Annotated in this window: 15 protein-coding genes; 6 read left to right on the forward strand and 9 right to left on the reverse strand. The window is 60.9% G+C overall.

The annotated features are described in order from the left end of the window. Positions 1-132 precede the first annotated feature (132 nt). Together FH041_RS05690 and FH041_RS05695 are read right to left on the reverse strand one after the other, a co-directional pair. A complete protein-coding gene (locus FH041_RS05690) occupies positions 133-744 on the reverse strand; it encodes a hypothetical protein (RefSeq protein WP_140174252.1) in 612 nt (203 codons plus the stop codon). After that, positions 663-3,941: a dermonecrotic toxin domain-containing protein gene (locus tag FH041_RS05695; RefSeq protein ID WP_140174253.1), complete on the reverse strand. Its 3,279-nt coding sequence runs from the start codon at positions 3,939-3,941 to the stop codon at positions 663-665. Before FH041_RS05695 ends, FH041_RS05690 begins: the two co-directional genes overlap by 82 nt. 314 nt (positions 3,942-4,255) lie before the next feature. On the opposite strand from FH041_RS05695, the gene FH041_RS05700 reads away from it, so the two are divergent. The 3 genes from FH041_RS05700 (at position 4,256) to FH041_RS05710 (ending at position 7,429) form a co-directional block, all read left to right on the forward strand. After that, positions 4,256-5,407 carry a hypothetical protein gene (locus tag FH041_RS05700; RefSeq protein ID WP_027914923.1) on the forward strand — a complete coding sequence of 384 codons (1,152 nt, stop codon included), beginning with the start codon at positions 4,256-4,258 and terminating at the stop codon, positions 5,405-5,407. A 66-nt stretch (positions 5,408-5,473) separates the two neighbouring features. Continuing rightward, positions 5,474-6,604, forward strand: coding sequence for a glycosyltransferase 61 family protein (locus FH041_RS05705; RefSeq protein WP_027914924.1), 1,131 nt, complete (start codon positions 5,474-5,476; stop codon positions 6,602-6,604). Positions 6,605-6,640: 36 nt separating this feature from the next. Continuing rightward, complete coding sequence (locus FH041_RS05710) at positions 6,641-7,429, forward strand: AraC family transcriptional regulator (protein ID WP_027914925.1); 789 nt, start codon at positions 6,641-6,643, stop codon at positions 7,427-7,429. Here FH041_RS05710 and FH041_RS05715 read toward each other — a convergent pair. Further along, positions 7,422-8,003 carry a LysE family translocator gene (locus tag FH041_RS05715; RefSeq protein WP_027914926.1) on the reverse strand — a complete coding sequence of 194 codons (582 nt, stop codon included), beginning with the start codon at positions 8,001-8,003 and terminating at the stop codon, positions 7,422-7,424. The genes FH041_RS05710 and FH041_RS05715 overlap by 8 nt on opposite strands. Positions 8,004-8,288: 285 nt before the next feature. On the opposite strand from FH041_RS05715, the gene FH041_RS05720 reads away from it, so the two are divergent. Beyond that, positions 8,289-9,860 carry a TerC family protein gene (locus tag FH041_RS05720; protein ID WP_027914927.1) on the forward strand — a complete coding sequence of 524 codons (1,572 nt, stop codon included), beginning with the start codon at positions 8,289-8,291 and terminating at the stop codon, positions 9,858-9,860. On the opposite strand, the gene rarD is transcribed toward FH041_RS05720, so the two are convergent. Together rarD and FH041_RS05730 are read right to left on the reverse strand one after the other, a co-directional pair. Then, positions 9,823-10,710, reverse strand: coding sequence for an EamA family transporter RarD (gene rarD / locus FH041_RS05725; RefSeq protein ID WP_027914928.1), 888 nt, complete (start codon positions 10,708-10,710; stop codon positions 9,823-9,825). The genes FH041_RS05720 and rarD overlap by 38 nt on opposite strands. Before the next feature lie 33 nt (positions 10,711-10,743). Beyond that, complete coding sequence (locus tag FH041_RS05730; protein ID WP_088523474.1) at positions 10,744-12,330, reverse strand: EAL domain-containing protein; 1,587 nt, start codon at positions 12,328-12,330, stop codon at positions 10,744-10,746. 296 nt (positions 12,331-12,626) lie between these two features. Between FH041_RS05730 and hppD the strand changes: the two genes are divergently transcribed. Further along, positions 12,627-13,703, forward strand: a complete 1,077-nt coding sequence (gene hppD / locus FH041_RS05735) for a 4-hydroxyphenylpyruvate dioxygenase (RefSeq protein WP_027914930.1) — start codon at positions 12,627-12,629, stop codon at positions 13,701-13,703. A gap of 15 nt (positions 13,704-13,718) precedes the next feature. Here hppD and FH041_RS05740 read toward each other — a convergent pair whose 3' ends face one another. Further along, on the reverse strand, positions 13,719-14,531 hold the full coding sequence (locus FH041_RS05740; RefSeq protein ID WP_027914931.1) for a CSS-motif domain-containing protein: 813 nt from the start codon (positions 14,529-14,531) through the stop codon (positions 13,719-13,721). 473 nt (positions 14,532-15,004) lie between these two features. Here FH041_RS05740 and FH041_RS05745 point away from each other — a divergent pair, with 473 nt between their 5' ends. After that, positions 15,005-16,897 carry a PAS domain-containing sensor histidine kinase gene (locus tag FH041_RS05745; RefSeq protein ID WP_088523493.1) on the forward strand — a complete coding sequence of 631 codons (1,893 nt, stop codon included), beginning with the start codon at positions 15,005-15,007 and terminating at the stop codon, positions 16,895-16,897. Positions 16,898-16,915: 18 nt separating this feature from the next. Here FH041_RS05745 and FH041_RS05750 read toward each other — a convergent pair whose 3' ends face one another. The 3 genes from FH041_RS05750 to FH041_RS05760 all read right to left on the reverse strand — a co-directional run bounded on the left by FH041_RS05750 (position 16,916) and on the right by FH041_RS05760 (position 22,751). Further along, positions 16,916-17,971, reverse strand: a complete 1,056-nt coding sequence (locus tag FH041_RS05750) for a tetratricopeptide repeat protein (RefSeq protein WP_028687463.1) — start codon at positions 17,969-17,971, stop codon at positions 16,916-16,918. 188 nt (positions 17,972-18,159) lie between these two features. Beyond that, entirely contained in the window at positions 18,160-19,575 is a 1,416-nt protein-coding gene (locus FH041_RS05755; protein WP_049695916.1) for an efflux transporter outer membrane subunit, read from the reverse strand. Next, complete coding sequence (locus tag FH041_RS05760; RefSeq protein WP_059183975.1) at positions 19,572-22,751, reverse strand: efflux RND transporter permease subunit; 3,180 nt, start codon at positions 22,749-22,751, stop codon at positions 19,572-19,574. Before FH041_RS05760 ends, FH041_RS05755 begins: the two co-directional genes overlap by 4 nt. Positions 22,752-22,761: the final 10 nt, after the last annotated feature.

Below are 22,761 nucleotides of genomic sequence, written 5' to 3' on the forward strand. Positions count from 1 at the left end.
CCTCACAGTGGCCGGGAAGGGTTTAGCACAGTGAAACGGTTCAGCGACGAGCATGCGCCTGAGGCGACCAGAATACCAGCGCACAGCAAGCGCTTGAGCAGTGCGCCGGTCGCCCGGCGCCTGATCAGGGTGTCACAGGTCGAGCTCGAACAATCTCTCTGCTGGTTGTTCCAACAGGGCCTGCCGGTCTGGCCCTGCGTTATCGATCACAGACAGCCGACGCCAGAACTCCCGGCGCGCTCGTTCGGGGTAGGTGAGGAAAGGATCGTCGTCCAGCAGCGCCCTGAGGTCGCGCCGATATTGCAATGGCAAGCGGCGCCACAGGCTGTATTCATGCGGGCCTGCAAGTTCGAAGAATTCAGTGTAGTCGCCCTCGTTCACTAACAGATCCACGTCATGAATCTCATTGTACGTTTCGATCTGACTCAGTATCGGCTCTGCCAGCCAACTGCTTTCCATGGACAGGGTGTCAGCTACGGGAATGGGCAAAGTGAAGTCCTCGGGTAACTGCACGAACTGGTTGTTCGTCAGGTCAACGGCGAGCGGCTCCGTTAATTGCGCCAACCCCTGTGGCAACTCGGTCAGCGAGCATCCCGACAGGAACAGCGATCTGATGTCGGGATGCAGGCGCAGATCGGGCGCGACCAGCAGCGGGTTTTCACTCAGATCAAGTACGGCCAGGCCGGGGTATCGTTGCAGGGTAATTTGATCCGTAGGGTCCCAGGTAATCCGGTTGCGGTCCACATCCAGCCAGCGCAGGCGCTGACCGAAGGCCAGGCGAGGCAGGTGGTCGAAGCGGCATCGCTGAGCAGTAACCGCGTGAGGTTCGGGAGTCGCTGGTGGAAGACCGCAGGCAGTTGGCTGAGTGCGGGGTTGCCGCACAACGTCAGGTGCTCGATGTGATGGAAGTCATCCCTCAGTGGCAAGCTGGCCAAGTCATCATGAGTCAGGCCCAGCCCGGAGAGATCGAGGCTGTACAGACAACCGCCGCCATCGAGTACCGTGCACGAAACCCGTCGCCAGGCATTGATGATCGGCTGCACGGCAAGGTGGCGTTGATGTGGGCGCTGGGGGTTGGGGGCGGCCCACTGGGCCAGATCACGACGCAAGTTCTCTAGGCGCGCTTGTAGGTCGCGCAAGCGTTGGGTGGGTGAGCGCATGTCATGCAGGTTGTCCTCGTCTTCCCCTTCATTGAGCCAGTCGGCAAATTCTGCGTCGGTCGCAGTGGGGTAGAGACGCCGATAGGCCGCGCTCAACGAGGTGGTCTGGCGTGGCGCTGCCGGCAGTGGTTCGAGCGGCTTTCCACCCCGCAACCAACCCCGTGTTACCAGGCGTTGGCTGCGTTGCCCATAGAGCCTGGGGGCGAGCGTGGCGCGGTTTGCCCTGACCCAGGTCATCACCCGACGGCGAAGGTGGACGCCGTCAGGGTGCTCGATACCCAGCAGGTCGCGACGGGCGCGGGGCAGTGCCTGTTCGATGGCGCGGCAAAGATCGATACTCACCACGCCGGGCGCAGGACGCTCTCCCAAGAAAGCTTCATAGCCTTGGCTTGATTTGATCACACGAATGAGCTGACCTGTGCCGGTATGAGCGAGGGTGGGACCGTCAGGGTTGCCGGCACGCAGTTCCAGACGTATGTCGGCTTGCCAGTCCGACATGGCCTCCAGTGCGCTGAATAGCAGGCGCTCGGTCTCAGTGTTGGCGAGCGCCGGCTGCACCAGGCCCTCCAGCGCCCGAACCAGAGGTAATTCGCTATGCACCTGTTCTACCGATTGTCGAATCCTGGCAGGCAGTGTTCCTTCTTGCTCCCAGGTCAACGCTTGGGCGGCCTCCAGCCGGCCCAGCAGTTGCTTGGCCAAAGGCGGCGTGAGACGCGGGTAGGTGGTAAGCAAGCGGTCCACGCCGGGATCGTGCGGCATGCTTGGGCTGTAGCGCTGCTCGAACCACTGCGACGCGCCTTGTACATCCATCGAAGGGCGTTCGGCGATTATGCGCAGACGCTGTAGAACGTCCAACAGCAGCGGCGGCGCCGGTTGCCCGCGAAGGTGCAGGTCTCGCAGGTTGTCGGCGTCGATGCCAGTCACATCGCACGCTTGCTGGATTTGCTCAGCTGTAAAGGCCTCGAACGGCTCACCCAGGCGCTCTACCAGCGTTACCAGCGGCCACTCGCCTAGCGGCTCGTGCTGGGCGCGCCAAGCGCCTTGACCGTTGTGCTCAAGGGGGGGCTGCCAGGCATCTGGCCGCTCGGGGTGAACAATTTGCCAGCGCGACAGTGAAGGGTCCAGCCGTTGCTCATAGAGGTGTCCGTCCATCTTGATGAAGTATCGGCCATCATGCAGATACTGGCCCTGCGCATTGGGCCGCAACTGCGTTGGCAGCACTTCCTTGGAACGGTAAGGGGCCAAGTCCTGGTTCCAGAGCCTGAATGTGCCGTCGCTGACGCGTACCTCTTGCAGCGTCGTACCGGACAGTTTGCCGAACAATCGTGGCAACGCGTGTCCGGCTGCGGCGAAACCGCCCAGCAAAGCAAGGTTTATCCCAACCGATTCGATGTGCTCGAGCGCCAGGTGACGATCCCCGGCTTCCCAGGCTTCATACCCTTCGAAAGCTTCGCCCAGGAGCTGGCAGGCAGTGACGGCCAACATGAAAGTGCCCACCCCAGGTACGAAAAAGCTGGCGATATTGAGCAGGTCCCAGCCGCGACTTTCCCACGTCGCCAGACGTTGGGCTCTGGCGCTGGCGTCGAACTGTGCAGTAGGAACGGCGAGCAAACTGGCTTCGTGCTGCAAACGTGCCCAGTGCCGGACGTAGCAGTCGCTGAACGGGTCTCCCTCGATGGGCTGACGAGCCGGGCGCAGGTCTGCGTCCAAGGCGCGCTCCCAGGGTTTGTCGGCCGGAGTGTTGCCAGCCGCGTCGAGGTTTTGCTGCAACAGATCGAAGAAATGTTCGCGTTGGTCTTGGGCTACATACCCTGTGAACGCTTCACGTGCTGCAGGCTCGAGCAACAGGATGGCCAGCGCTTCATGCACGGCTGCCAGGTCCTTGCAGCTGCGCAATGCAGGCTCGTGGTTGGGCAGGTACACGCCTAGGCCGTTCTGCCCCAGGTCGATCAGCATGACTTCGTAAAGATCGGTCCCGAACAAGCTCAGCCGCCAGCACGTCAAAGGCTCTCCCTGCAGCAGGCGGTCAAGGTCATCGCGAGCGCTGCCGCTGATCAAGTGCCTGAGCACAGCTAAGTCTGCCGCCATCTGCAGACGCGCTTTGAACACCTGCAACATGTGCGCTTTTACGGCCGGGCTGTCGAAATAGCCTTGAAGATGACCATGGTAGGCACTTCCCAAATCAAGCGCTCGCGTCAGGGTGGCGAAAGCGGCCGGCGTGAGGGGCAAGGGTGTTACTTGGTAACGCTCCGAGTCGATGGGAAATTGTGCAGCCGGCTCTTGCATGCCAATCGGCGCCGTGCCCGTCACCGTGATGGGCGTTATGTGAATATCCTTGCTCAGGGCGATTGCACTCTGGGAAGAGAACACTTCATCCTCCGCAAAGTTCTGCAATGCAGCCCTTACGATGTTTTCCCGTTGGTGGCTAAATACATAGCGCAGGCCGACCCATCGCCAAGTTTGCTCGACGCGCAGCAACTCGCAGGCGTTGACGTCCACATCTAACCCCTGACGCTGCAAGCACTGCTGTAGTGCACGTTCGGCGAGTTCTGCCACTTGCTCAAGGCCGCGCATCGCCCGACCTAGCGCTGCCTGCGCGCTGATCAATCTTCGATGACTGGCGGCAACGGTTTCCCTCAGATCCGGAGGGGCATTGCAGAACCAGTCTTGCGTTTGCCAAGTGGGGTGTTGAGTGTGCTTGAGGGCCTGCCATTGGTGCGCGGTGGCCCGTGCAGCCCAATGAGGCAAAGTCACAGGTGAAACTGAGTTGCTTTCAGACATGTGGTGCGAGCTCCTTGTATTGAGGCGCTATCACACGTCATGGGTGACTGATGCGGTGGTGCTGGGTTATTACCCAGGCGCTATGACTCATAGCCTGGCCCAATCGAGGCCAGGCGGCGCCGTGGATTATTGGCGCCATAAAACATATGGCCTTTATATCGGCTCGCTACTTGCCAAACACTTTGGCAGCACCTTAAATTGTTACTGAATATGAATCTTAAAGTAATGCAATGCTCAATTAATCAATAGGTTAGTCGTGCCTGGCATTTTATATGTCTGCAAGAACGCAAAACTTTCAGTGGACGTTGAACCTGATGAAACAGACGCTCTCGGCAGTGGCTCGTCGCTCACTGTCACCTTCTCAGCGCTATCGGTTAAGGCATTTGGCAAGCCAGGCGCGTGAGCTTGCCGCCCGTGCTTGTGTATGGCGTTGGGAAATCAGTCGGTTTCGCCTGCAACACGAAAGTGCCCATGACATCCTTTACGTGGGCCGCAAACAGCAACGCGACATGGCGAAGTTGCTGATGACCGGACTGGCCAGCCCCCCCTCTGCAATGATCAGCCCTGCTGAACCCACCACGCGACGACCTGTGGTGATGGTCAGCGAAGTGCCCACCGCAGGCGCGCTGACGGTGCCTCACTATGTGAGTGCCGTCGTGCCATTGGGGCGCCCCCTTGAGGACATCACCGCGCGCTATGACAGCGAGTTGCGCCGCAGCATTCGCAAACACCGGCCCCTTTATCACATGCGCCAGGCGCTGTCTGACGAAGACATCGAGTCCGCGGACCGGGAGTTTCTGCGCCCTTATGCCACAGCCCGCAAGGGTCTTCTTGCATCGCAGATACCGACCGATGAAGTCTTCAGAATCGCCAGGCAGGTCGGCAGGCTCGACCTCATCGTCCAGGATGATCAAGTGATCGGTTGTCACCTGGGTTGTGAAGTGGTTCGCGCCGGCAAGCGCTACTGGAGCACGGTGCGTTTCGGCTATTGCGAAGCCGTGTTCTCCGATGCCAAGCGCCTGCGTGAAGTCAACTCGATTACAACTTACATGGCGATGGAGTGGGCGCTTGGGCAGGGCTTCGATTACTACGACATCGGCCTGTGTCTGGCGCGGCCTGACGACGGGCTGTTGAAATGGAAGCGCCGCAGAGGCGGCGACGTCGACTCGCTGGGCAACCACGCCCACCTCTTCGTACGCCTGCCTAAATCCGGTATCGCTCATTTTCTCTGGGAGACACCCCTGTTCGCCGTCGAAGGTGACAAGCTGACGCTGCACCTCGGCGTGCCTGACGGTGCGAGCGAACAGGCGCTGGCCAGTCGTTATCACGAAATGGTCTTCGGCGGGCTCAGCAAGATCTACTTGTACGGGGCCACGGGAGCGGGCGATCAGCTGATCGCGGCGCTCAGGCAGCGTTATGCAGGCCTGCCATCAGCGCCGGCGATGGAGATCATCACCTGTACCTGAGTACGGTCCAGGCAACGCATGGGCCAGGCGGCCACCTTAATCGACAGTTTTGCGGGGAGACGTTCAATGGCAGGTGATAGCTTGCAGCCCAGCACTTTGCCCGCGGCCCTGTCGTCGCGCTCATGGACCCTGGCCGCTTATCAGTACATGGTGCGCAAGCGCCTGCTCAGGCAGCCCTCGCCAGACATCAGGAGCATTGCCGAGCGTTCGTGGGACATTGCGCCGGGCGAGATGTCCATAACCCCGCCCGCGATATTCTTGCCAGGCCAGCTCGAACGCGTCACAGGCTGGGAAGGCAAGCGGTTCTATCCCTTCGTGCACCCGCGCTCGACCATGGAGGGCGGCATCCGCACCGCGCATGGGTCGACCCGCGGCTACCTGTGCAGGGACGTGTGGTTGATCGACGGCGCGTTGTACAAGGGCAGGGCAGCGCAGTGGCTGTCGCACAGGCACAGCGCGTTCCCCCCCCTGAGCGTTGAGCATGAAATCGACCGCGGGGCCATCTACTGCACCCATAACGGCAATGCATGGTTTGGCACCTGGTTGATGGAGGACTGCCCGACCTATGCACTGGCCTGCAACGAGGGCATGCCCGTCACTACCGCGCCCTCTGCAAAGTACCCAATCTTCACCCAGGCCCCTGCCTATGAAGCATGGCTTGGCATGCAGCCGCATCGCCTGCGCACGGCGTTCTTTCGCGAACTGGTGCTGTTCGACGACCAAAGCAACAACCGCGACCGCCACGCCCGCTATCGGGCGATGGGCGACAAACTTCGGGCGCATGTGGCCCATTGCCCGCATCCAGGTGTCTTTCTGCTGCGCGGAGGCGACGGTGATCTGCGCTTGCTGCGCAACGAACTGGCACTGGCTGAGCACTTGCGCGTCACCCGGGGGTTCCGCGTGGTCGATCCGTTGAAAAGCGACGTGCCTTCGATCGTCGCAGCCTGCGCCGGGGCGCACGTGGTCATCGGGGTGGAGGGCAGCCAACTGGTGCACGGCGTGAACGTGCTGGAGGCGGGCGGGTGTCTGCTGACCCTCCAACCCCCGAACCGCTTCGTCAGCTACTACAAGTACCTCACCGACCGCGACCATCAGCATTTCGGGTTCGTGGTTGGCGTGCCCGACGGGGACGGCTTTCGTATCGACATCCAGGAGGTAGAGCGAACGCTGGACCTGTTTCCCTCTCCGGCGGTGTAGTATCGGCCGATTGCATGGGAAGGGGATAAGGCGGCGATGCTTGAGGTATCTCGGTTCTGGCGTGATTCGGCACTGCCTTTCGTCGAGGCGCGAGTGGTCGGAGACGGGCGTCAGGTATGCCATGCCGCTCATTCCCACGAGAGTTTTTCACTCGGGGTAATCACCGGCGGGCGCAGTACTTACGTCAGCGGTCATGACCAGTTCGAGGTGGCGGCCGGCAGCACGGTGTTGATCAACCCGGGTGTGATTCACGCGTGCAATCCTGTCTCGGGTCTGCCGTGGTCGTACATCATGCTGTTCATCGACACGCCATGGTTGGCATCGGTGGGCTTAACCTTGCCGAGCCAACGTTACAGCGCAGCCCCGGGCCTGTACCAGCAAGTGCTATCGGTGTGCGCTGCGCTGTTTGACCCTGATGCGGCTGATCGCGAGCAACGACTTAGAGCGATGCTGTGCGACCTGCCCAGGTTCCTTGGCCAAGAACCGGCGTCAGAGGATGGAATCAACCCACGCCTTGAAGCGGCCGCAGCGTTTATCCGCGCCCATCGAAGCGACCCGCTGACGCTTGAGGACATCGCCACGGCCTGCGGCTTGTCGCGTGCCTACCTGATCCGCGCCTTTGGCAAGCGCTTCGGCTTGACGCCCCACGGTTACCTGCTTGATCAGCGTGTGCAATTGGCCCGCTCGCACTTGCGCCACGGGCAATCGATCGCCGAGGCTGCCCAGTCCGCAGGCTTTGCCGACCAGTCGCACTTGCAGCGGGCATTCAAGCGTCATCTGGCGGCCACCCCCGGCCATTATCGGCAAACCACAGCGTTTAGATGACCAGCCCCAACGCGCTGGCGACCAACAAAGCGGCAAGCGTACGATTCAACAGGCGCAGCGGCCGCGGGCTCTGCAGGTGCTGGCCCGCCACGCTGCCTGCCCAAGCCCAGCAGGCCACGGACACGAAGCATATCGGTGCGTATATCCAGGTAAAGATCCACAGCGCCTGTTGCTCGCCAGCCGTGTAGGCGCCCACCCCGGCCACGGCGGCAAGCCACGCCTTGGGGTTCAACCACTGCATGGTTGCGCCGCACCAGGCTGAAGGGGGTGCGCAGGCATGACCGGCCCCCAGTGCGCCGTCGTCACTGGCGAGTCGCAAGGCCATGTAAAGCAGAAACAGCACCCCACCTGCCTGGAGTACACCCTGTAGCGGCCCCCAATGTCCCAGTAACTGGTGCAGGCCGTTGCCCACCAGGAGCAGGAGCACACAAAAACCGAATGTCGCGCCTGCTGCGTGGCCAAGGCTTGCGCGCAGGCCGTGTCGAACGCCGCTGGCCAGGGCCACCACATTGACTGGCCCAGGCGAAATGGAGGCCGCCAGTGCGAAGGCAGCCATGGACAATGCTAGATTCATGGGAACGTACTCGTGGGTCATTTACCGCACATCATCCAGGCGCAACGTCAGTCAGGTATTGAACAAAAGTGCCTACCTGGTGCCAGGGGAGCGCACCGGCCGTGCACGGGCATAGCTGCTAACGGTTTGTAATAGTTTTGCGCTTACCGAAAAACCTGCTGTGCTTGTAGGATCATCTTCCCTAATTGTTATTCAGGTCACTATGAGCACCTTCGCGGAGCCTCCCAGTCCCCGGCCTTGCTGGCCACATCGTTCAACCCCTTCAATTTTGACGAGTACTCGCTGATGGAATGGCTGGCTGATCCGACGGCCTGGCTAGGCCTGCTCACGCTTATCGTCCTGGAATTGGTGCTGGGTATCGACAACCTGGTATTCATCGCCATCCTGGCAGACAAGCTTCCCCCTCATCAGCGCGACCGCGCGCGCATCATCGGCCTGAGCCTGGCGCTGATCATGCGCTTGGGCCTACTGGCGAGCATCTCCTGGATGGTCACCCTTACGGCGCCGCTGTTCGAGGTGTTCGACAAGAGTTTCTCCGGGCGCGACTTGATCATGCTGTTTGGTGGCGTGTTCCTGCTCTTCAAGGCGACCATGGAATTGCATGAGCGGCTCGAGGGCCATGTTGCCCAGGCCAGCGGCCCCGTTCGTCACGCCGCCTTCTGGCCAATCGTGGCGCAGATCGTGGTACTCGATGCGGTCTTCTCCCTGGATGCGGTGATCACCGCAGTCGGCATGGTCGAACACCTGTCCATCATGATGATCGCGGTGATTTTCTCCATCGGTATCATGATTGTGGCCAGCAAGCCGCTGACCCGGTTCGTCAATGCCCACCCGACGGTCATCATGCTGTGCCTGGGCTTTTTGATGATGATCGGTTTCAGTCTGACCGCAGAAGGCCTGGGCTTCCACATCCCCAAAGGCTATCTGTACGCAGCGATCGGTTTCTCGATTCTGATCGAGCTGTTCAACCAGCTGGCCAGGGCGCGGCGCAAGCGCAGCCTGCAGCAGCATCGACCTTTGCGTGAGCGTACGGCGCATGCGGTGTTGCGCCTGCTGGGCGGTCGTCGCGTCGAAGCTGACGAAGTTGGGGAAGAAATCGCCGACATGCTAGAGGGCAATGGCGAACAGGTGCTGTTCGATCGTCGTGAGCGGATCATGATCAGCGGCGTGCTGAACCTGGCCGAACGCCCGATCCGGACAGTCATGACCGTGCGCTCGGAAGTCGACGTGATCGATCTGGCCCAACCGGCCGACGCCATCACGCGAGCCTTGATCAATTCGCCTTACTCGCGGCTGCCGCTGATCCGTAACGGTCGGGTGGACGAGCCACTGGGCTTCGTGCACAAGAAGGAGCTACTCAAGGAGCTGCTGTCGGGCAATCAGCCTGACCTGGAAGGCATGGCCCGGGCACCGTTGAACCTGCTGGACAGTTTCAGCATCCTCAATGCACTCGAACAGATGCGCAGCCAATCCACCCACATTGCTTTCGTGGTCAACGAGTTCGGTGATTTCACGGGTGTGCTGACCATGACCGACATTCTTGAATCCATCGCCGGTGAGCTACCTGACGCCAGTGAAGTGGAGGGGCCTGGGATCATCCAGGATGGGGAGGGCTTCGTCGTCAGCGGCGCAGTGAACCTGGCTCAGGTGCAGGCTCGAACGGGCTTCGCCGCCCGTGCGACCGAGGACTACCAGACCCTGGCGGGCCTGGTGATGAGCTTGCTCGATCGCCTTCCGGTAGTAGGCGATCGTCTTGCCTGGAATGACTGGACGCTGATCGTCGAGGCGGTAGAAGAGCGTCGGGTGCGTCAGGTGCGCCTCAAACAGAACGCCGACGGTGACGCAGCATGTGCTTGAATCCTTCGATGACCAGCACCACCACGGCCCCCCAGATGGGCAGGTAGGTCAGCCATTGGTCTGCACCGATGGTTTCGCCCAACAGCAAGGCTACGCCGACCAGCAAGACAGGCTCGACGTAGCTGAGCAACCCGAACAGGCTGAACGGCAATAGCCTGCTGGCCATGACGTAGGCGATCAACGCAGACGCGCTGATCGCTCCCAGCACGGGAATGAGTACGTAAAGGCCGGGATGGGCCTGCATGTCGGCGCTGGAAAGCGGCCCTTGCACCACGAAGTAGAGGGCCCAAGGCAACAGCAGGCACATGTCGCACCACAGCCCGCCCAGATGATCCGTGCCGCAGCGGCGCCGGAGCACGAAATAAATGGGGTAGCCGACCACCACTACCAAGGTTTCCCAGGCGAAACTGCCATGCTGATACAGTTCATGGCCCACACCAAGCGCCGCACAGCCCACTGCAATTTTCTGCAAGTGCGACAATTGCTCGCCGTAGACCAACCGGCCCGTGAGCACCATGGCCAGGGGCAACATGAAGTACCCCATCGACACTTCCAGACTGCGTCCGTGCAGCGGCGCCCACAGGAACAGCCACAGTTGCACGCCCATCAGCCAGGACGTACCCACCATACCCAGCAGCAGCTGTGGTGTACGTCGGACCCTGCGCAGCAGTTCGCCCACCCTTGCCCAGTCCTTGGACACCAGCATGAACAGGGTCAGGCATGGCAGCGTGAGCAGGGTTCGCCAGCCGAAGATTTCCTCGCCGTCCAGTGGCTTGAGCAGCGATGTATAGAAGTACATCACGGCGAACAGGCAGGATGCCGTGACCGATGTAACAATCCCTTTTGACACAAGTGCCTCGTATGCAGGAGATGAGCGTTGAGATCAGCCGCGCATGATCTCAGGGGGCGTGCTCTGCGGCAACCGCGAAGCGGCGGGCTGCGCCGCCAGCGCCTGCAGAAACTGAGCGGCAGGCATGGGTTTGGCGTATAGATAACCCTGCTGGAAGTGAACCCCATGTTGTTCGAGGTAATCACGCTGAACCGCCGTTTCGACGCCTTCGGCTACGATGCCAAGACCCAACTTGACCGACAGCTCGATGATGGTTTCGAGAATGGCAACGGACAACGCGTCCCCGCCGATCAAGGCGACGAAGCTCTGGTCGATCTTCAGGTAATCCACCTTGAACTGCCTGAGGTAGTTGAGGCTCGACTGGCCCGTGCCGAAATCGTCGAGGGCGATCATTACGCCGATCTCATGCAACTGCTCGAACAGCTCCAGCGTCGTGGGCGAGGGTTCGAGCAACTTGCGTTCGGTCAACTCCAGGGTGAGGATGACCCGACCGGGTGGGAAGTGGGCCAGGAATGCGCGGCAGTCATCCAGAAGCTCAAGGCTGCGGCAGTGGTCGGCCGTGATGTTGATGCCGATGTGGAACCCGTCCTCCATCAGGGCAACATAGGGCGCCAGGCTGCTCGCCGTATGCTTCATCAGCGAACGGGTCATCGCCACGATCTGACCGCTGTGCTCGGCATAGGGAATGAACAGGTCGGGCCTAACCAGACCTTCACTCGGGTGATTCCAGCGCATCAGCACTTCTGCACCGGCCCAGCGGTAATCCCCTCGACGAACCACAGGCTGGAAGTAGGGCATGAACTCGTCGGCCTCCAATGCCCTGCGCAGCTCGGCACGCGGCGACGTGGCCCGCCTGATCTGCCAGCGACAGACAACGCCGGCAAGAACGCCCAGCACCGCCAGTAAGCCCAGAAGCGCCAGATAGTGGCTGCGCCAAAGCCGGCTCGACTGGTGCGCCATATAGCCGCCTTCAACGCTGAACGGATAATGTGCAGACACCATGAACACGGGGGCGCTAACCGCAACCGGTGCCGGCCCCCGGTGAACGATGCCGTCTCGGCCCATCCAGGCGTTTCCCACGCGCAGGTACAGTGCGTGGCCTGCACCCAGCAGACGCAGCGCCATCAGCAGATGATCGCCATCGACCGTGGTGATTGCCGCGCGGTCTTTGTCACTGGCGCGATAGACCAGTAGCGGGTGCCCAGGTGTGACGGAATTGCCGTCCATCAACCACAAGTGCCCATCGACATAGTCGCTGGCTGTTACCGGTTCATCGAACGCCCCGAACAACGAACTGCAGTACAACCGATCCTGATTGACCAGGTTGGTCGAGCGAATGAAGGCGTTGCGGGTCACTTCGCCACGTAACAGCAGCTGCGCCTCGGTACACGGCGTACCCGCCGAGGGTAGCAACGCGATCGCCGTACGCGAGGCGCCGTCGAGGATGCGCTCGACATGTTCGATGACTTGCTCGGCAGTCGCTCGGCTGCCGGCTTGCAGATCACGCTCAATCTGCCAGTTCATAACGGTCAGGCCGCATGCGATAGGGAATGCGCCGACCATCCAGGGCAGCAGGGTTCGCCAGCCGAAGCCTGAGCGCGATTTTCTAGAAAGGGGCATAGTGGCAACTGATCGAAGGAGACGTTACAAAGCATAGCCCTGTGCCCAGGGGGTGAGGAACTAATGCGGGACAAAACAAATTACGCTGTGTAGAATCGGTTTACGAAAAAAACAATAAGGCGCCTTTGTTCCGAAGGCGTCACACCTGCTGAGTACGGGTCCTATGACATACCCTGGCTTCAGATTGATCATTGGTGACTTCCTCGCGCGCAGTGTGCGGGGCATTCCGTGCTCCCCGCCGGCGCTGTTCGACATCCCAGGCAAACATTGAATTCGCTGCAGATGAGGACACGCACATGGCTGATATTTTCGACAATCCTATGGGTTTGATGGGCTTTGAGTTCATCGAGCTGGCTTCGCCTACTCCCGGGGTTCTGGAGCCTGTATTCCAGATGTTGGGCTTCACCAAGGTGGCCACCCACCGCTCCAAGGATGTGCACCTGTATCGACAGGGCGACATCAACCTGATCTTGAACAATGAACCCAGAAGCGTAGCTTCGTATTTCGCCGCTGAGCATGGCCCGTCCATTTGCGGCATGGCGTTTCGTGTGCGCAACGCTCACGATGCTTACGCCCGCGCCCTGGAGCTGGGCGCACAGCCCGTCGAGATCGAGACGGGCCCGATGGAACTGCGTCTTCCGGCGATCAAGGGCATCGGCGGTGCCCCGCTTTACCTTATCGACCGTTTTGAAGAAGGTAGCTCGATCTATGACATCGACTTCAACTTCATCGACGGCGTGGATCGCCACCCGACCGGTGCAGGCCTGAAGGTCATCGACCACCTGACCCATAACGTCTATCGCGGGCGCATGGCCTATTGGGCTGGGTTCTACGAGAAGTTGTTCAACTTCCGCGAAATACGCTACTTCGATATCAAGGGGGAATACACAGGTCTGACCTCCAAGGCGATGACTGCGCCCGATGGCATGATCCGGATTCCGCTCAACGAAGAATCGTCCAAGGGTGCGGGGCAGATCGAAGAGTTCCTGATGCAGTTCAATGGCGAAGGCATTCAGCATGTCGCGTTCTCGACCGACGACCTGGTCAAGACCTGGGATGCGCTCAAAGGTCTGGGCATGCGCTTCATGACCCCGCCGCCGCAGACTTACTACGAGATGCTTCCCGAGCGCCTGCCTGATCATGGTGAGCCGGTGGATCAGCTTCAGGCACGTGGCATTTTGCTGGACGGTGCAGCACAAGCCGGGGACAAACGACTGTTGTTGCAGATATTCTCCGAAACGCTGCTGGGGCCGGTGTTCTTCGAGTTCATCCAGCGCAAGGGTGACGACGGATTCGGAGAAGGCAACTTCAAGGCGCTGTTCGAATCCATCGAGCGTGACCAGGTTCGCCGCGGCGTGCTCAGCGTCGAGTAAATACCGGCGGTGCCGTCATGGTCCTGGGCGATCGACGGCACTGTTTCGCTGCCTGCCGCGCATTTTGCTCAACACCATGTAGATCACCGAGCCCGTCATGAGCCCCACCAGCATCAATGAAGGGAGCATCTTGAACACGGCAGTGCGCAGTTCCTGGGCGGCGTAACCAGCGGGATAGCCAGCGACCACCCGGTAAGGGTACTGGGTGGACCCCAGTTCATGGGTGAATTCCGCGACGGAAGGCCTTGTACCGTTCAGGCTATCGCCATCCTTCCAGACAGAGTGCTTGTCAAACTCCAACACCAGCGCGAGTCCGTCCTTGAAAGCGTCAAGTTCAGTGCGTAATTGCACTGGAAAGCTTGTTGCGATCACGCCTTTTTTCTCACCTTGCACGTACATGTTCATCAGCAAGTAACCCTTCGCATCCTGCATCAGGTGGTTGAACGTCAACAGTTGCCCGGTCGAGGCGATTTCAGTCAGCAGCTCATGCGAGTCCGAGGCGGAGCCGCAATAGGCCTTGCCGTCATCAATCACAGCCAGCGACCTGAGCATCGAACGGCTGGTCACCTGGTCGACAAGGGCGCGTCTGATGCTACTGCAAGGCTGACCAGCCAGTGGCAGCGTGCTCATGGCCACCTCTTGTACGCGGTCCAAGGCTTGATCGACGCTGAAAACCGCCTCCCGAACCGACACTTCAGCGTTGTCCGCAAGCTTGGCCTCCTGCTGATAGTTGATGACCAGTAGTCCTGAAAAGACAGGTACCAGACCTACAGCCATCAGCAGTACCAACTCAAGCAGGCTCCGCCCCGCATGCATGAACTTGTCCATCGATCATCGTTCCTCAAGCCTCGCGCTGCCCAGGGTAGGCAGCTGGCTCAAGCCTAGGGCGTTGTTGAAAGCACCACTGTAGGGGGATAGCCGAGAAGGTGTGGGATTTGGTTAGGCTGAACGTAGCTGCCATCCGTATTCATAAGCGGTGCAGCAACAGATGAATGGGCTTGCGCCGGCACATCCGGGGCAGGAGGGTCTGCGTGTCGCGCTGGCCTATGCTAACGTGGCACGGCGCATGGAGCTTGCGTGCAGGCCCATCACTAAGGCCACCGGCTTTCGCTTAACGACGGAGAACCACATTGGTCGGCAAAGAAGGACCTGGAGTCTCAACGAGATCGGTCGCAACTAGACTCTCCAAACGGACACGCCCAACCGATTTCAAGGAACAAGTAATCCGCTTCGATTGGTCGCATACGCCTCTGGGGGCCTTGCCCCACTGGCCTGCCTGCTTGCGCATCGCAGTCGACACCATGTCTCGCTCGCCGTTTGCGTGTGCTGTGGTGTGGGGCAGTCAACTGACGGTCATACCCAACGACGCCTATGTGGCGCTCAAGGGATCGCCAATCACGTTAGGTGCGCGTTTCGATACGCTGTGGCACGACGACTGGGAAAGTCTGGGCCCGTCTGTGTTCGACGCGCTAGCGGGCCGTTCCAGTTTCATCGAACATCCGCCAGTCCACATCGCTCGCTGCGATCACGCTGACGGCACCTGGTGCGCCTTGGGTTATACCCCCCTGAACGATGAGTTAGGGGAGGTCGCAGGGTTTGTCCATACGATCATCGAAACCACGGCGACCAAGGGGGGCCGTGAGCATTGGCGAAGCCAGGCCATGTCGTTGGAGAGGCAGATTGCATCTCATGCCAGCGAGCTGGAAAGAATCTGGCAGCTGTCAAACGACGCCATGATGACGGTCACCTCCGACCTCAAGCTGCACAATGCCAATCCCACCTGGCTAAGCATTCTCGGATGGGAGCTGGAGCAGGTGCGGCACTTGCCCATCTTGTCCCTGGTCCACCCTGCAGACCTTGCACAGGTCCAGCTAGCGATTGAATCGCTGCTGCGTCGCAACGATACCCATCAGATCGAGACGCGCCTGCGGCACCGTGAAGGCCACTACCACTGGTTTAGATGGCGTGCGCGAGTGGGTGCGAGATTGGTGACCATCGTAGGGCGAGACATCACCGGAACACGCGAAGAGGCCATGCGCCAATCCCGCATGTTGATGCGTAACACCGAGCGCATGGAGGCGGTGGGACAATTGGCCGGCGGCATGGGCAACGAGATGAACAACCTGCTGTCGGGTATTGGGGGTGGGCTTGAGCTACTGCAGCTGCGACTCCAGGAAGGGCGCCTGGAACGTATCGAGGAGTATGTGAAGCTTTCTCGTGATTCGGTACTACGCGCCATGGAACTGACCCATCGCCTGCTCGCCTTTTCTCGTGATCGGCCTTCGGCGCCGAGACCGTTTCACCTCAATCGCCAACTGCGCCTGAGCGAGCCGCTGCTGCTGAGCGCTCTGGGCCCCGAGATGCACATCGACTGGCAACTGGACGTCGCATCCTGGGTCGTAGCCTTGGACATTGCGGCGTTCGAAAACGCATTGCTGTGCCTGTGCGCCAATGCGCGCGAGGCAAGCCTAGGCAAGGGCACCGTGAGGGTTCGCAGCGTCAACGAACGGCTGAGCGTGCCCTTTCCGGATGAAACAGGGTTGCCTGCCGGCGACTATGTGGCCCTGCATATAGCCGATGAAGGTCATGGCATGCCGGCCAGCGACGTGGCCAGGGCTTTCGAACCCTTCTTCACCAGCAAGCCTCCAGGTCGGGGGGCTGGGCTGGGGCTATCAATGGTCTACGGTTTCGTTCGTCAATCGGGTGGCTATGCGTGGATCGAGTCTACGGTGGGCGAGGGGACCAAGGTAAGCATGCTGTTCCCACGCTGCTTTGAGGCCGTTCACGAAACGCTCGCCGGTCGCAAGAGCTCAAGCCGGGTAGGGAGCGGCGAGCGCGTACTGCTGGTCGATGATGAATCGAACCTGCGTACGGTGATGCGCGAATACTTGATTGAATCTGGCTTCGATGTAACCGATGTCGCGGATGCCAACAGTGCTCTGCAGCGCTTTCGCCAGGATGAACCTTTCGAGCTGGTGATTACTGACATCGGGTTGCCCGGCAGCTTCAGTGGCAGGCAAGTGGCCAAGGCCATGCGCATGCTCAAGCCAGACCAGAAGATCCTGTTCATCACGGGCTATGCCTTGCAGGAAATCGACTCCGACGCCACTGAGCAGCCCGGAACGGCGCTTCTGCGCAAGCCATTCCAGCTGGCGCAGTTGGCGGAGCAGGCATTAGAGATGATCGACAGCTGACGCAGGGTGGCCGCGAGTCTAAAGGTCTTTCTGCAGGAATGGATCATCAGGGTTCTGGCGCTCGAGTTCGGCGAGCAGCACCTGGACATTCTGCAACTGTCCGGACGCTTTCCAGTACTCGATCAACAGGACTCTGGCTTGCCGATTGGCTGGCGCTCTGCTCAAGATGGCTTCCAGCTGTCTCTGAGCCGCATCCAGCTGTTCAAGGTCATGCAAGGTCGTGGCAAGGGTCAGACGATACTCGGCATTGTCCGGCTCCAGTTCGACCGCCCGCGACAGCGCCAATAGCGCGTATTCCTGCTGGTCGTGACGAATCAGCCAACGGCCGAGCTCATGCTGCAAGAACGCCGAATCGGGTGTCACTGCCAACGCATCGGCCAGCACCTGACGTGCAGCATCGTGCGCCCCTTGGCGCTCGAGCACGGTCACCTTCAACGCCACGGCATCGAGGTTGCTGTTATCGCCCGCCAATGCCCGCTCGATGGCAGCGGCCGCCTTGGCATACTCGTCCTCGTGCAGGTACAGGCGAGCCAGCTGGACCTGTGCATCGACGTCCTGGGGCTGGGCGAGCAGAACCTGCTCCTGCGCCCCAATGGCTTCGTGCAAGGCACGCAGATACAGGCCCATGCTGTCAGCGTCCACGTCCAACAGCGCCCCTACGGCCGCAAAACGAACGCTCTGATCGCTGTCTTCAAGCAGGGGGCCAAGTATCAGGCTCCGCTGAGGCCCAGGCAGCAGGCGGCTGATCGCGGACACGGCGGCGCGACGAACGATGGCATCGGCATGGTCCAGATCTGCCTGGGCCAGCTTGAAGGCTAGCGCAGACGGGTAATTGGGCAGCTCGGCATACAGGGCCGCTCGGCGGATGGCCGGTAGGTCATGGCGCTGAAGCTGTTGGTACAAGACCCGTGCAGCGCCGGGCTGACCGTCATGGGCCTGGCGCAGTGCCTTCACGTAGCTATGCGGGGGCAGTGCTGGCTGATCAGGCTCCACGTCGCGCCACAGATAACCGAACAGCGCTGACAGCATCATCAACGCCAGCAGTGCAATCAGGTAGCGGGTACGTCTTGGCATCGGACGGTCCGTGTGTCAGGAGAGGCAAAGCTTGGGCCAGCCTTCGGTTAAATGCAACCGGGCTGGGTACGCCTGTGGCAGGCTTTGCCTGAAACCCGCAGGCCCGAGCAAAAAAAGCCCCGCAGAACTCGATCTGCGGGGCAAACGGCCGGTCCGGGACCAACCAAAGGAGCTTGTTGAGCTGCGGTTCAGTGCGAGCTGGCTACCGTGTCAGGTTGCCAGCCGCCACCGAGTGCCTTGTAAATTGAAACGATTCCCCGATAGAGGTCGACCTCGCCAAGGGCCTGTGCATCCTCCGCACTCAGGCGCTCGCGCTCGGCATCGAGCAGCACCAGGTAATCGACTGACCCCTCGCGGTAGCGGATCGACGCCAGGTCGGCCGCTTTGCGGCTGGCCTCGCTCTGGCGCATCAGCGACAGCAGCCGCTGCTGGATCTTGTCGTAGTCGCTGAACGCATTGGCCGACTCTTCCAACGCCAACAATACCTGCTGCTCATAATTGGCCAGCGCGCCTTGCGCGTCGGCTTTGGCGCCGCGCAGGCGTGCCCTCACGCTGCCCAAGTCAAAGGCCGCCCAAGTAATGCTGGGCCCCAACCCCCAGGCGCCCGCTGCCGAGGAGCCGAGCTGGGAGCCGCGCGCTGCGGTGAAGCCCAGGAAACCACTCAGGCTCACCCGGGGAAACAGATCTGCCGTCGCCACCCCGACGTTTGCGGTGGCCGCAGCGAGCTGGCGTTCGGCGCTGCGTATGTCGGGGCGTCGGCGCAGCAGTTCACCAGGGTCACCGACAGGCAAGGCCTTGGCGATGGCTGGCAGTGCTTTGGGGGACAGGTCAATGCCGATTGCGTCAGGTCGACGTCCCAGCAAGGTGGCGATGCGATGCCGTGATCTGGCCTGTTGGGCCTGCAACTGCGGCACACTGGCTTCGACCCCTGCCAAGCGCGCGTCGGCCCGTACCACGTCCAGTTCATTACCCACCCCGGCATCGCGCAGCGTTTCAGTGATGGTGCGCGATTGTTGCTGGGTCTTGAGGTTCGCCAAGGCTATGTGTTCACGCAGTTGCGCGCCGCGCAGCTGACCGTAGGCGTCGACCAGCTCGGCGATCAGGCTGACCTGAAGTTGCTGAAGGTCAGCCGCCGCTGCTGCTTCCTGAGCCTGGCTGGCTTCGATCTGGCGCGTAATCCGCCCGAACAGGTCGACTTCCCACGCCATGTCCAGGCCCAGGTCGTAGCGCTCGGCATTGACCCGATGGTCAGTCTGGCCAGGCACCTGGCCTTTGCCCACTTCACTGCTGGCACGGCTGGTCACGACCGGGAACAGATCGTTTTCGGCATCGTCCCGAATCGCCCTGGCCGACTTGAGTCGTGCGAAAGCGACCCGTAGATCTCGGTTACCTTCCAACGAGGCCTGCACCAGTTGGTTCAGGGTCGGGTCGTCGAACTGTTTCCACCAAAGGCTCTCGAAACGGGTGCGGTCATAGGCCTTGGCCTGGGCATCGACGTCCAGCTGAGCTGGGGCAGTAGCCGGCGCGTGGTAATCAGGCCCTACCGCGCAGGCCGCCAGGGCCAGGCTGAGCAGGCTCGGTGTCAGGTGTTTGAACAGGTTCATGCAGGGTTCTCCAGCGGATGGATGCGCTCGGCCTTGCGGGCCTGACGTCGCTCGACAAAACGGCGGATCAGGAAGAAGAACACCGGGGTCAGGAACAGGCCGAACACCGTGACGCCGATCATCCCGGAGAACACCGCCACGCCCATGGCATGACGCATCTCCGAGCCTGCTCCCGAGCTGAACACCAGCGGTACGACACCCATGATGAACGCGATGGACGTCATCAGGATGGGGCGCAAGCGCAGACGGCAGGCTTCCAGCACCGCAGCCAGAGGGTCGAGGCCTTTGGCCTGCTCGTCCTTGGCGAACTCCACGATCAGGATGGCGTTCTTGCAGGCAAGCCCGACCAGAACGATGAGCCCGATCTGGGTGAAGATGTTGTTGTCACCACCGGAGACAATGACGCCAGTAATGGCCGAGAGCAGCGTCATCGGCACGATCAGGATCACCGCCAAGGGCAGGCTCCAGCTCTCGTACTGGGCGGCCAGTACCAGGAACGCCAACAACACGCACAACGGGAACACGAACAGCGCAGTGTTGCCCGAGAGGATCTGCTGGTAGGTCAGGTCCGTCCACTCGAAGGTCATGCCGTTGGGCAATTCCTGCTTCAGGAGTTTCTCGATGGCCGCTTCTGCCTGGCCTGAGCTGTACCCAGGCGCCGCTGCGCCATTGATTTCTGCGGTGATGAAGCCGTTGTAGTGCATCACGCGATCGGGCCCGGAGGTGTCGGTGACCTTGAGGAACGTGGCCAATGGGATCATCTCGCCCCGGTTGTTGCGCACCTTCAATTGGCCAATCTGCTCGGCGTCGAGTCGGAACTGCTGCTCGGCCTGCACGTTGACCTGGTAGGTACGTCCGAATCGGTTGAAGTCATTGGTATACAGCGACCCCAGGTACACTTGCAGAGTGTCGAAGATATCGTTGATGGCCACGCCGTGGGTCTTGGCTTTCTCGCGATCGATGGCCGCATCGACCTGCGGCACGTTGACCTGGTAGCTGGTGAACAGTCCCGCAAGCTCAGGCACCTCATGGCTCTTGGCAATGATGTTCTGGGTTTCCTTGTACAGCGCTTCGTAACCCAGGTTGCCACGGTCCTCGATCTGCAGGCGGAAGCCACCGATGGTGCCGAGCCCTTGCACGGGCGGCGGTGGGAAGATCGCGATGTAGGCGTCCTGAATGTCGGCGAACTGGGCGTTCAAGGCTGCGGCGATGGCAGCGGCCGACTGGCTGGGGTCCTTGCGCTCGTCGAAGGGCTTGAGAGGCGTGAACACGATGCCGCTGTTGGGGCTGTTGGTGAAGCCATTGATGGACAGGCCCGGGAACGCGACAGAGTCCGCCACGCCCGGTTGCTTGAGGGCAATCTCGCTCATGCGCTTGATCACCGCTTCGGTGCGATCAAGGCTGGCGGCATCCGGCAATTGGGCAAACGCCACCAAGTACTGCTTGTCCTGGGCAGGCACGAAACCGGTCGGCGTGGAGGAGAAGCCCAGATAGGTCAGGCCCATCAAACCGGCATAGACGAACAGGGCGATGCCACTGGAACGGATCACTCGGCGGACACCGCCCACGTAGCGATGGCTGGCGCGGTCGAAGAAGCGGTTGAAGGGCGCAAAAAGCCAGCTACCCAGCAACCTGTCCAACAGCCGCGAGAATTTGTCCCTGGGCGCATGGTGGTCCTTGAGCAGTACCGCCGCCAAGGCAGGGGACAGGGTCAGCGAGTTGAACGCCGAGATCACCGTGGAGATCGCAATGGTCAGGGCAAACTGCTTGTAGAACTGTCCAGTCAGCCCCGAGATGAACGCTGCGGGTACGAACACCGCGCACAGCACCAAGGCGGTGGCGATGATCGGGCCTGTCACCTCGCTCATGGCTTTTTGCGTGGCTTCGAGCGGTTTGAGACCCAGCCCGATGTTGCGCTCGACGTTCTCCACTACCACGATGGCGTCATCGACCACGATGCCGATTGCCAGCACCAACCCGAACAAGGAAAGGGCATTGAGCGAGAAGCCGAACAGGTGCATCACGGCGAAGGTGCCGATCAGCGATACCGGTACGGCCAGTAGCGGAATGATCGATGCACGCCAGGTCTGCAGGAACAGGATGACCACCAGCACCACCAGTACCAATGCTTCGAACAGCGTGTGCACCACCGCCTCGATCGAGCCGCGCACGAACACGGTAGGGTCGTAGACGATGCTGTAGTCCATGCCCTCGGGGAAGTCTTTCTTCAATTCCGCCATCTTGGCGCGTACTTCATCGGAGATGTCGATGGCGTTCGAGCCCGGGCGCTGGAAGATTGGGATGGCCACGGCAGGCTGGTTGTTGAGCAGCGAGCGCAGCGCGTACTGGCTAGAGCCCAGTTCGACACGAGCGATGTCCTTCAGGCGCGTGATCTCACCGTCCGCACCGGCACGGATGATGATGTTCTCGAATTCTTCCTCATTGACCAGGCGGCCCTGGGTGTTGATCGAGAGCTGGAAGCTGGTGGAGCCCGGCGCCGGCGGAGCACCCAGCTGACCCGCGGCCACCTGGCGGTTCTGCTCGCGAATTGCAGTGACCACATCGGTGGCCGTCAGGTTGCGCGAGGCGGTCTTGTTCGGGTCCAGCCAGACGCGCAGGGAGTAGTCGCCCATGCCAAACAGCTGCACATCACCCACACCACCCAACCGTGCCAGCTCGTCCTTGATGTTCAGGATGGCGTAGTTGGACAGGTAGAGCATGTCATAGCGGTTGTCCGGTGAAGTCAGGTGCACGACCATGGTCAGGTCGGGCGACGCCTTGTCCACCGTGATACCGATACGTGTCACTTCCTCGGGCAGCTTGGGCTGCGTGCGGGTCACACGGTTCTGCACCTGCACCTGGGCATTGTCCAGGTCGGTCCCCAGGGCGAAGGTGATGGTCAAGGTCAGCTTGCCATCGGCGGTGGATTGCGAGGACATGTAGAGCATGTTCTCGACCCCGGTAATGGCTTGCTCCAGGGGCGCGGCAACGGTTTCGCCGATGACCTTGGGGTTGGCACCCGGGAAGTTGGCGCGTACCACAACCGTAGGCGGTACGACCTCAGGGTATTCACTGATGGGCAACTGGAACAGCGAAATGGAGCCTGCGATCAGCAGCACCAGTGACAGCACCGCCGCGAAGATGGGCCGTGTGATGAAGAATTTGGAGAAGTTCATCGGTGGGGTT

The organism is Pseudomonas sp. SWI7 (assembly GCF_006351945.1).
GTDB lineage: Bacteria > Pseudomonadota > Gammaproteobacteria > Pseudomonadales > Pseudomonadaceae > Aquipseudomonas > Aquipseudomonas fulva.

Bases quoted from the DNA above. Each gene is read 5' to 3' on its own strand.
- FH041_RS05695 (WP_140174253.1), bottom strand. From the start codon at position 3,941: ATGTCTGAAAGCAACTCAGTTTCACCTGTGACTTTGCCTCATTGGGCT.
- FH041_RS05700 (WP_027914923.1), top strand. From the start codon at position 4,256: ATGAAACAGACGCTCTCGGCAGTGGCTCGTCGCTCACTGTCACCTTCT.
- FH041_RS05705 (WP_027914924.1), top strand. From the start codon at position 5,474: ATGGCAGGTGATAGCTTGCAGCCCAGCACTTTGCCCGCGGCCCTGTCG.
- FH041_RS05710 (WP_027914925.1), top strand. From the start codon at position 6,641: ATGCTTGAGGTATCTCGGTTCTGGCGTGATTCGGCACTGCCTTTCGTC.
- FH041_RS05715 (WP_027914926.1), bottom strand. From the start codon at position 8,003: ATGAATCTAGCATTGTCCATGGCTGCCTTCGCACTGGCGGCCTCCATT.
- FH041_RS05720 (WP_027914927.1), top strand. From the start codon at position 8,289: ATGGAATGGCTGGCTGATCCGACGGCCTGGCTAGGCCTGCTCACGCTT.
- FH041_RS05730 (WP_088523474.1), bottom strand. From the start codon at position 12,330: ATGCCCCTTTCTAGAAAATCGCGCTCAGGCTTCGGCTGGCGAACCCTG.
- hppD (WP_027914930.1), top strand. From the start codon at position 12,627: ATGGCTGATATTTTCGACAATCCTATGGGTTTGATGGGCTTTGAGTTC.
- FH041_RS05740 (WP_027914931.1), bottom strand. From the start codon at position 14,531: ATGGACAAGTTCATGCATGCGGGGCGGAGCCTGCTTGAGTTGGTACTG.
- FH041_RS05745 (WP_088523493.1), top strand. From the start codon at position 15,005: ATGTCTCGCTCGCCGTTTGCGTGTGCTGTGGTGTGGGGCAGTCAACTG.
- FH041_RS05750 (WP_028687463.1), bottom strand. From the start codon at position 17,971: ATGCCAAGACGTACCCGCTACCTGATTGCACTGCTGGCGTTGATGATG.
- FH041_RS05755 (WP_049695916.1), bottom strand. From the start codon at position 19,575: ATGAACCTGTTCAAACACCTGACACCGAGCCTGCTCAGCCTGGCCCTG.
- FH041_RS05760 (WP_059183975.1), bottom strand. From the start codon at position 22,751: ATGAACTTCTCCAAATTCTTCATCACACGGCCCATCTTCGCGGCGGTG.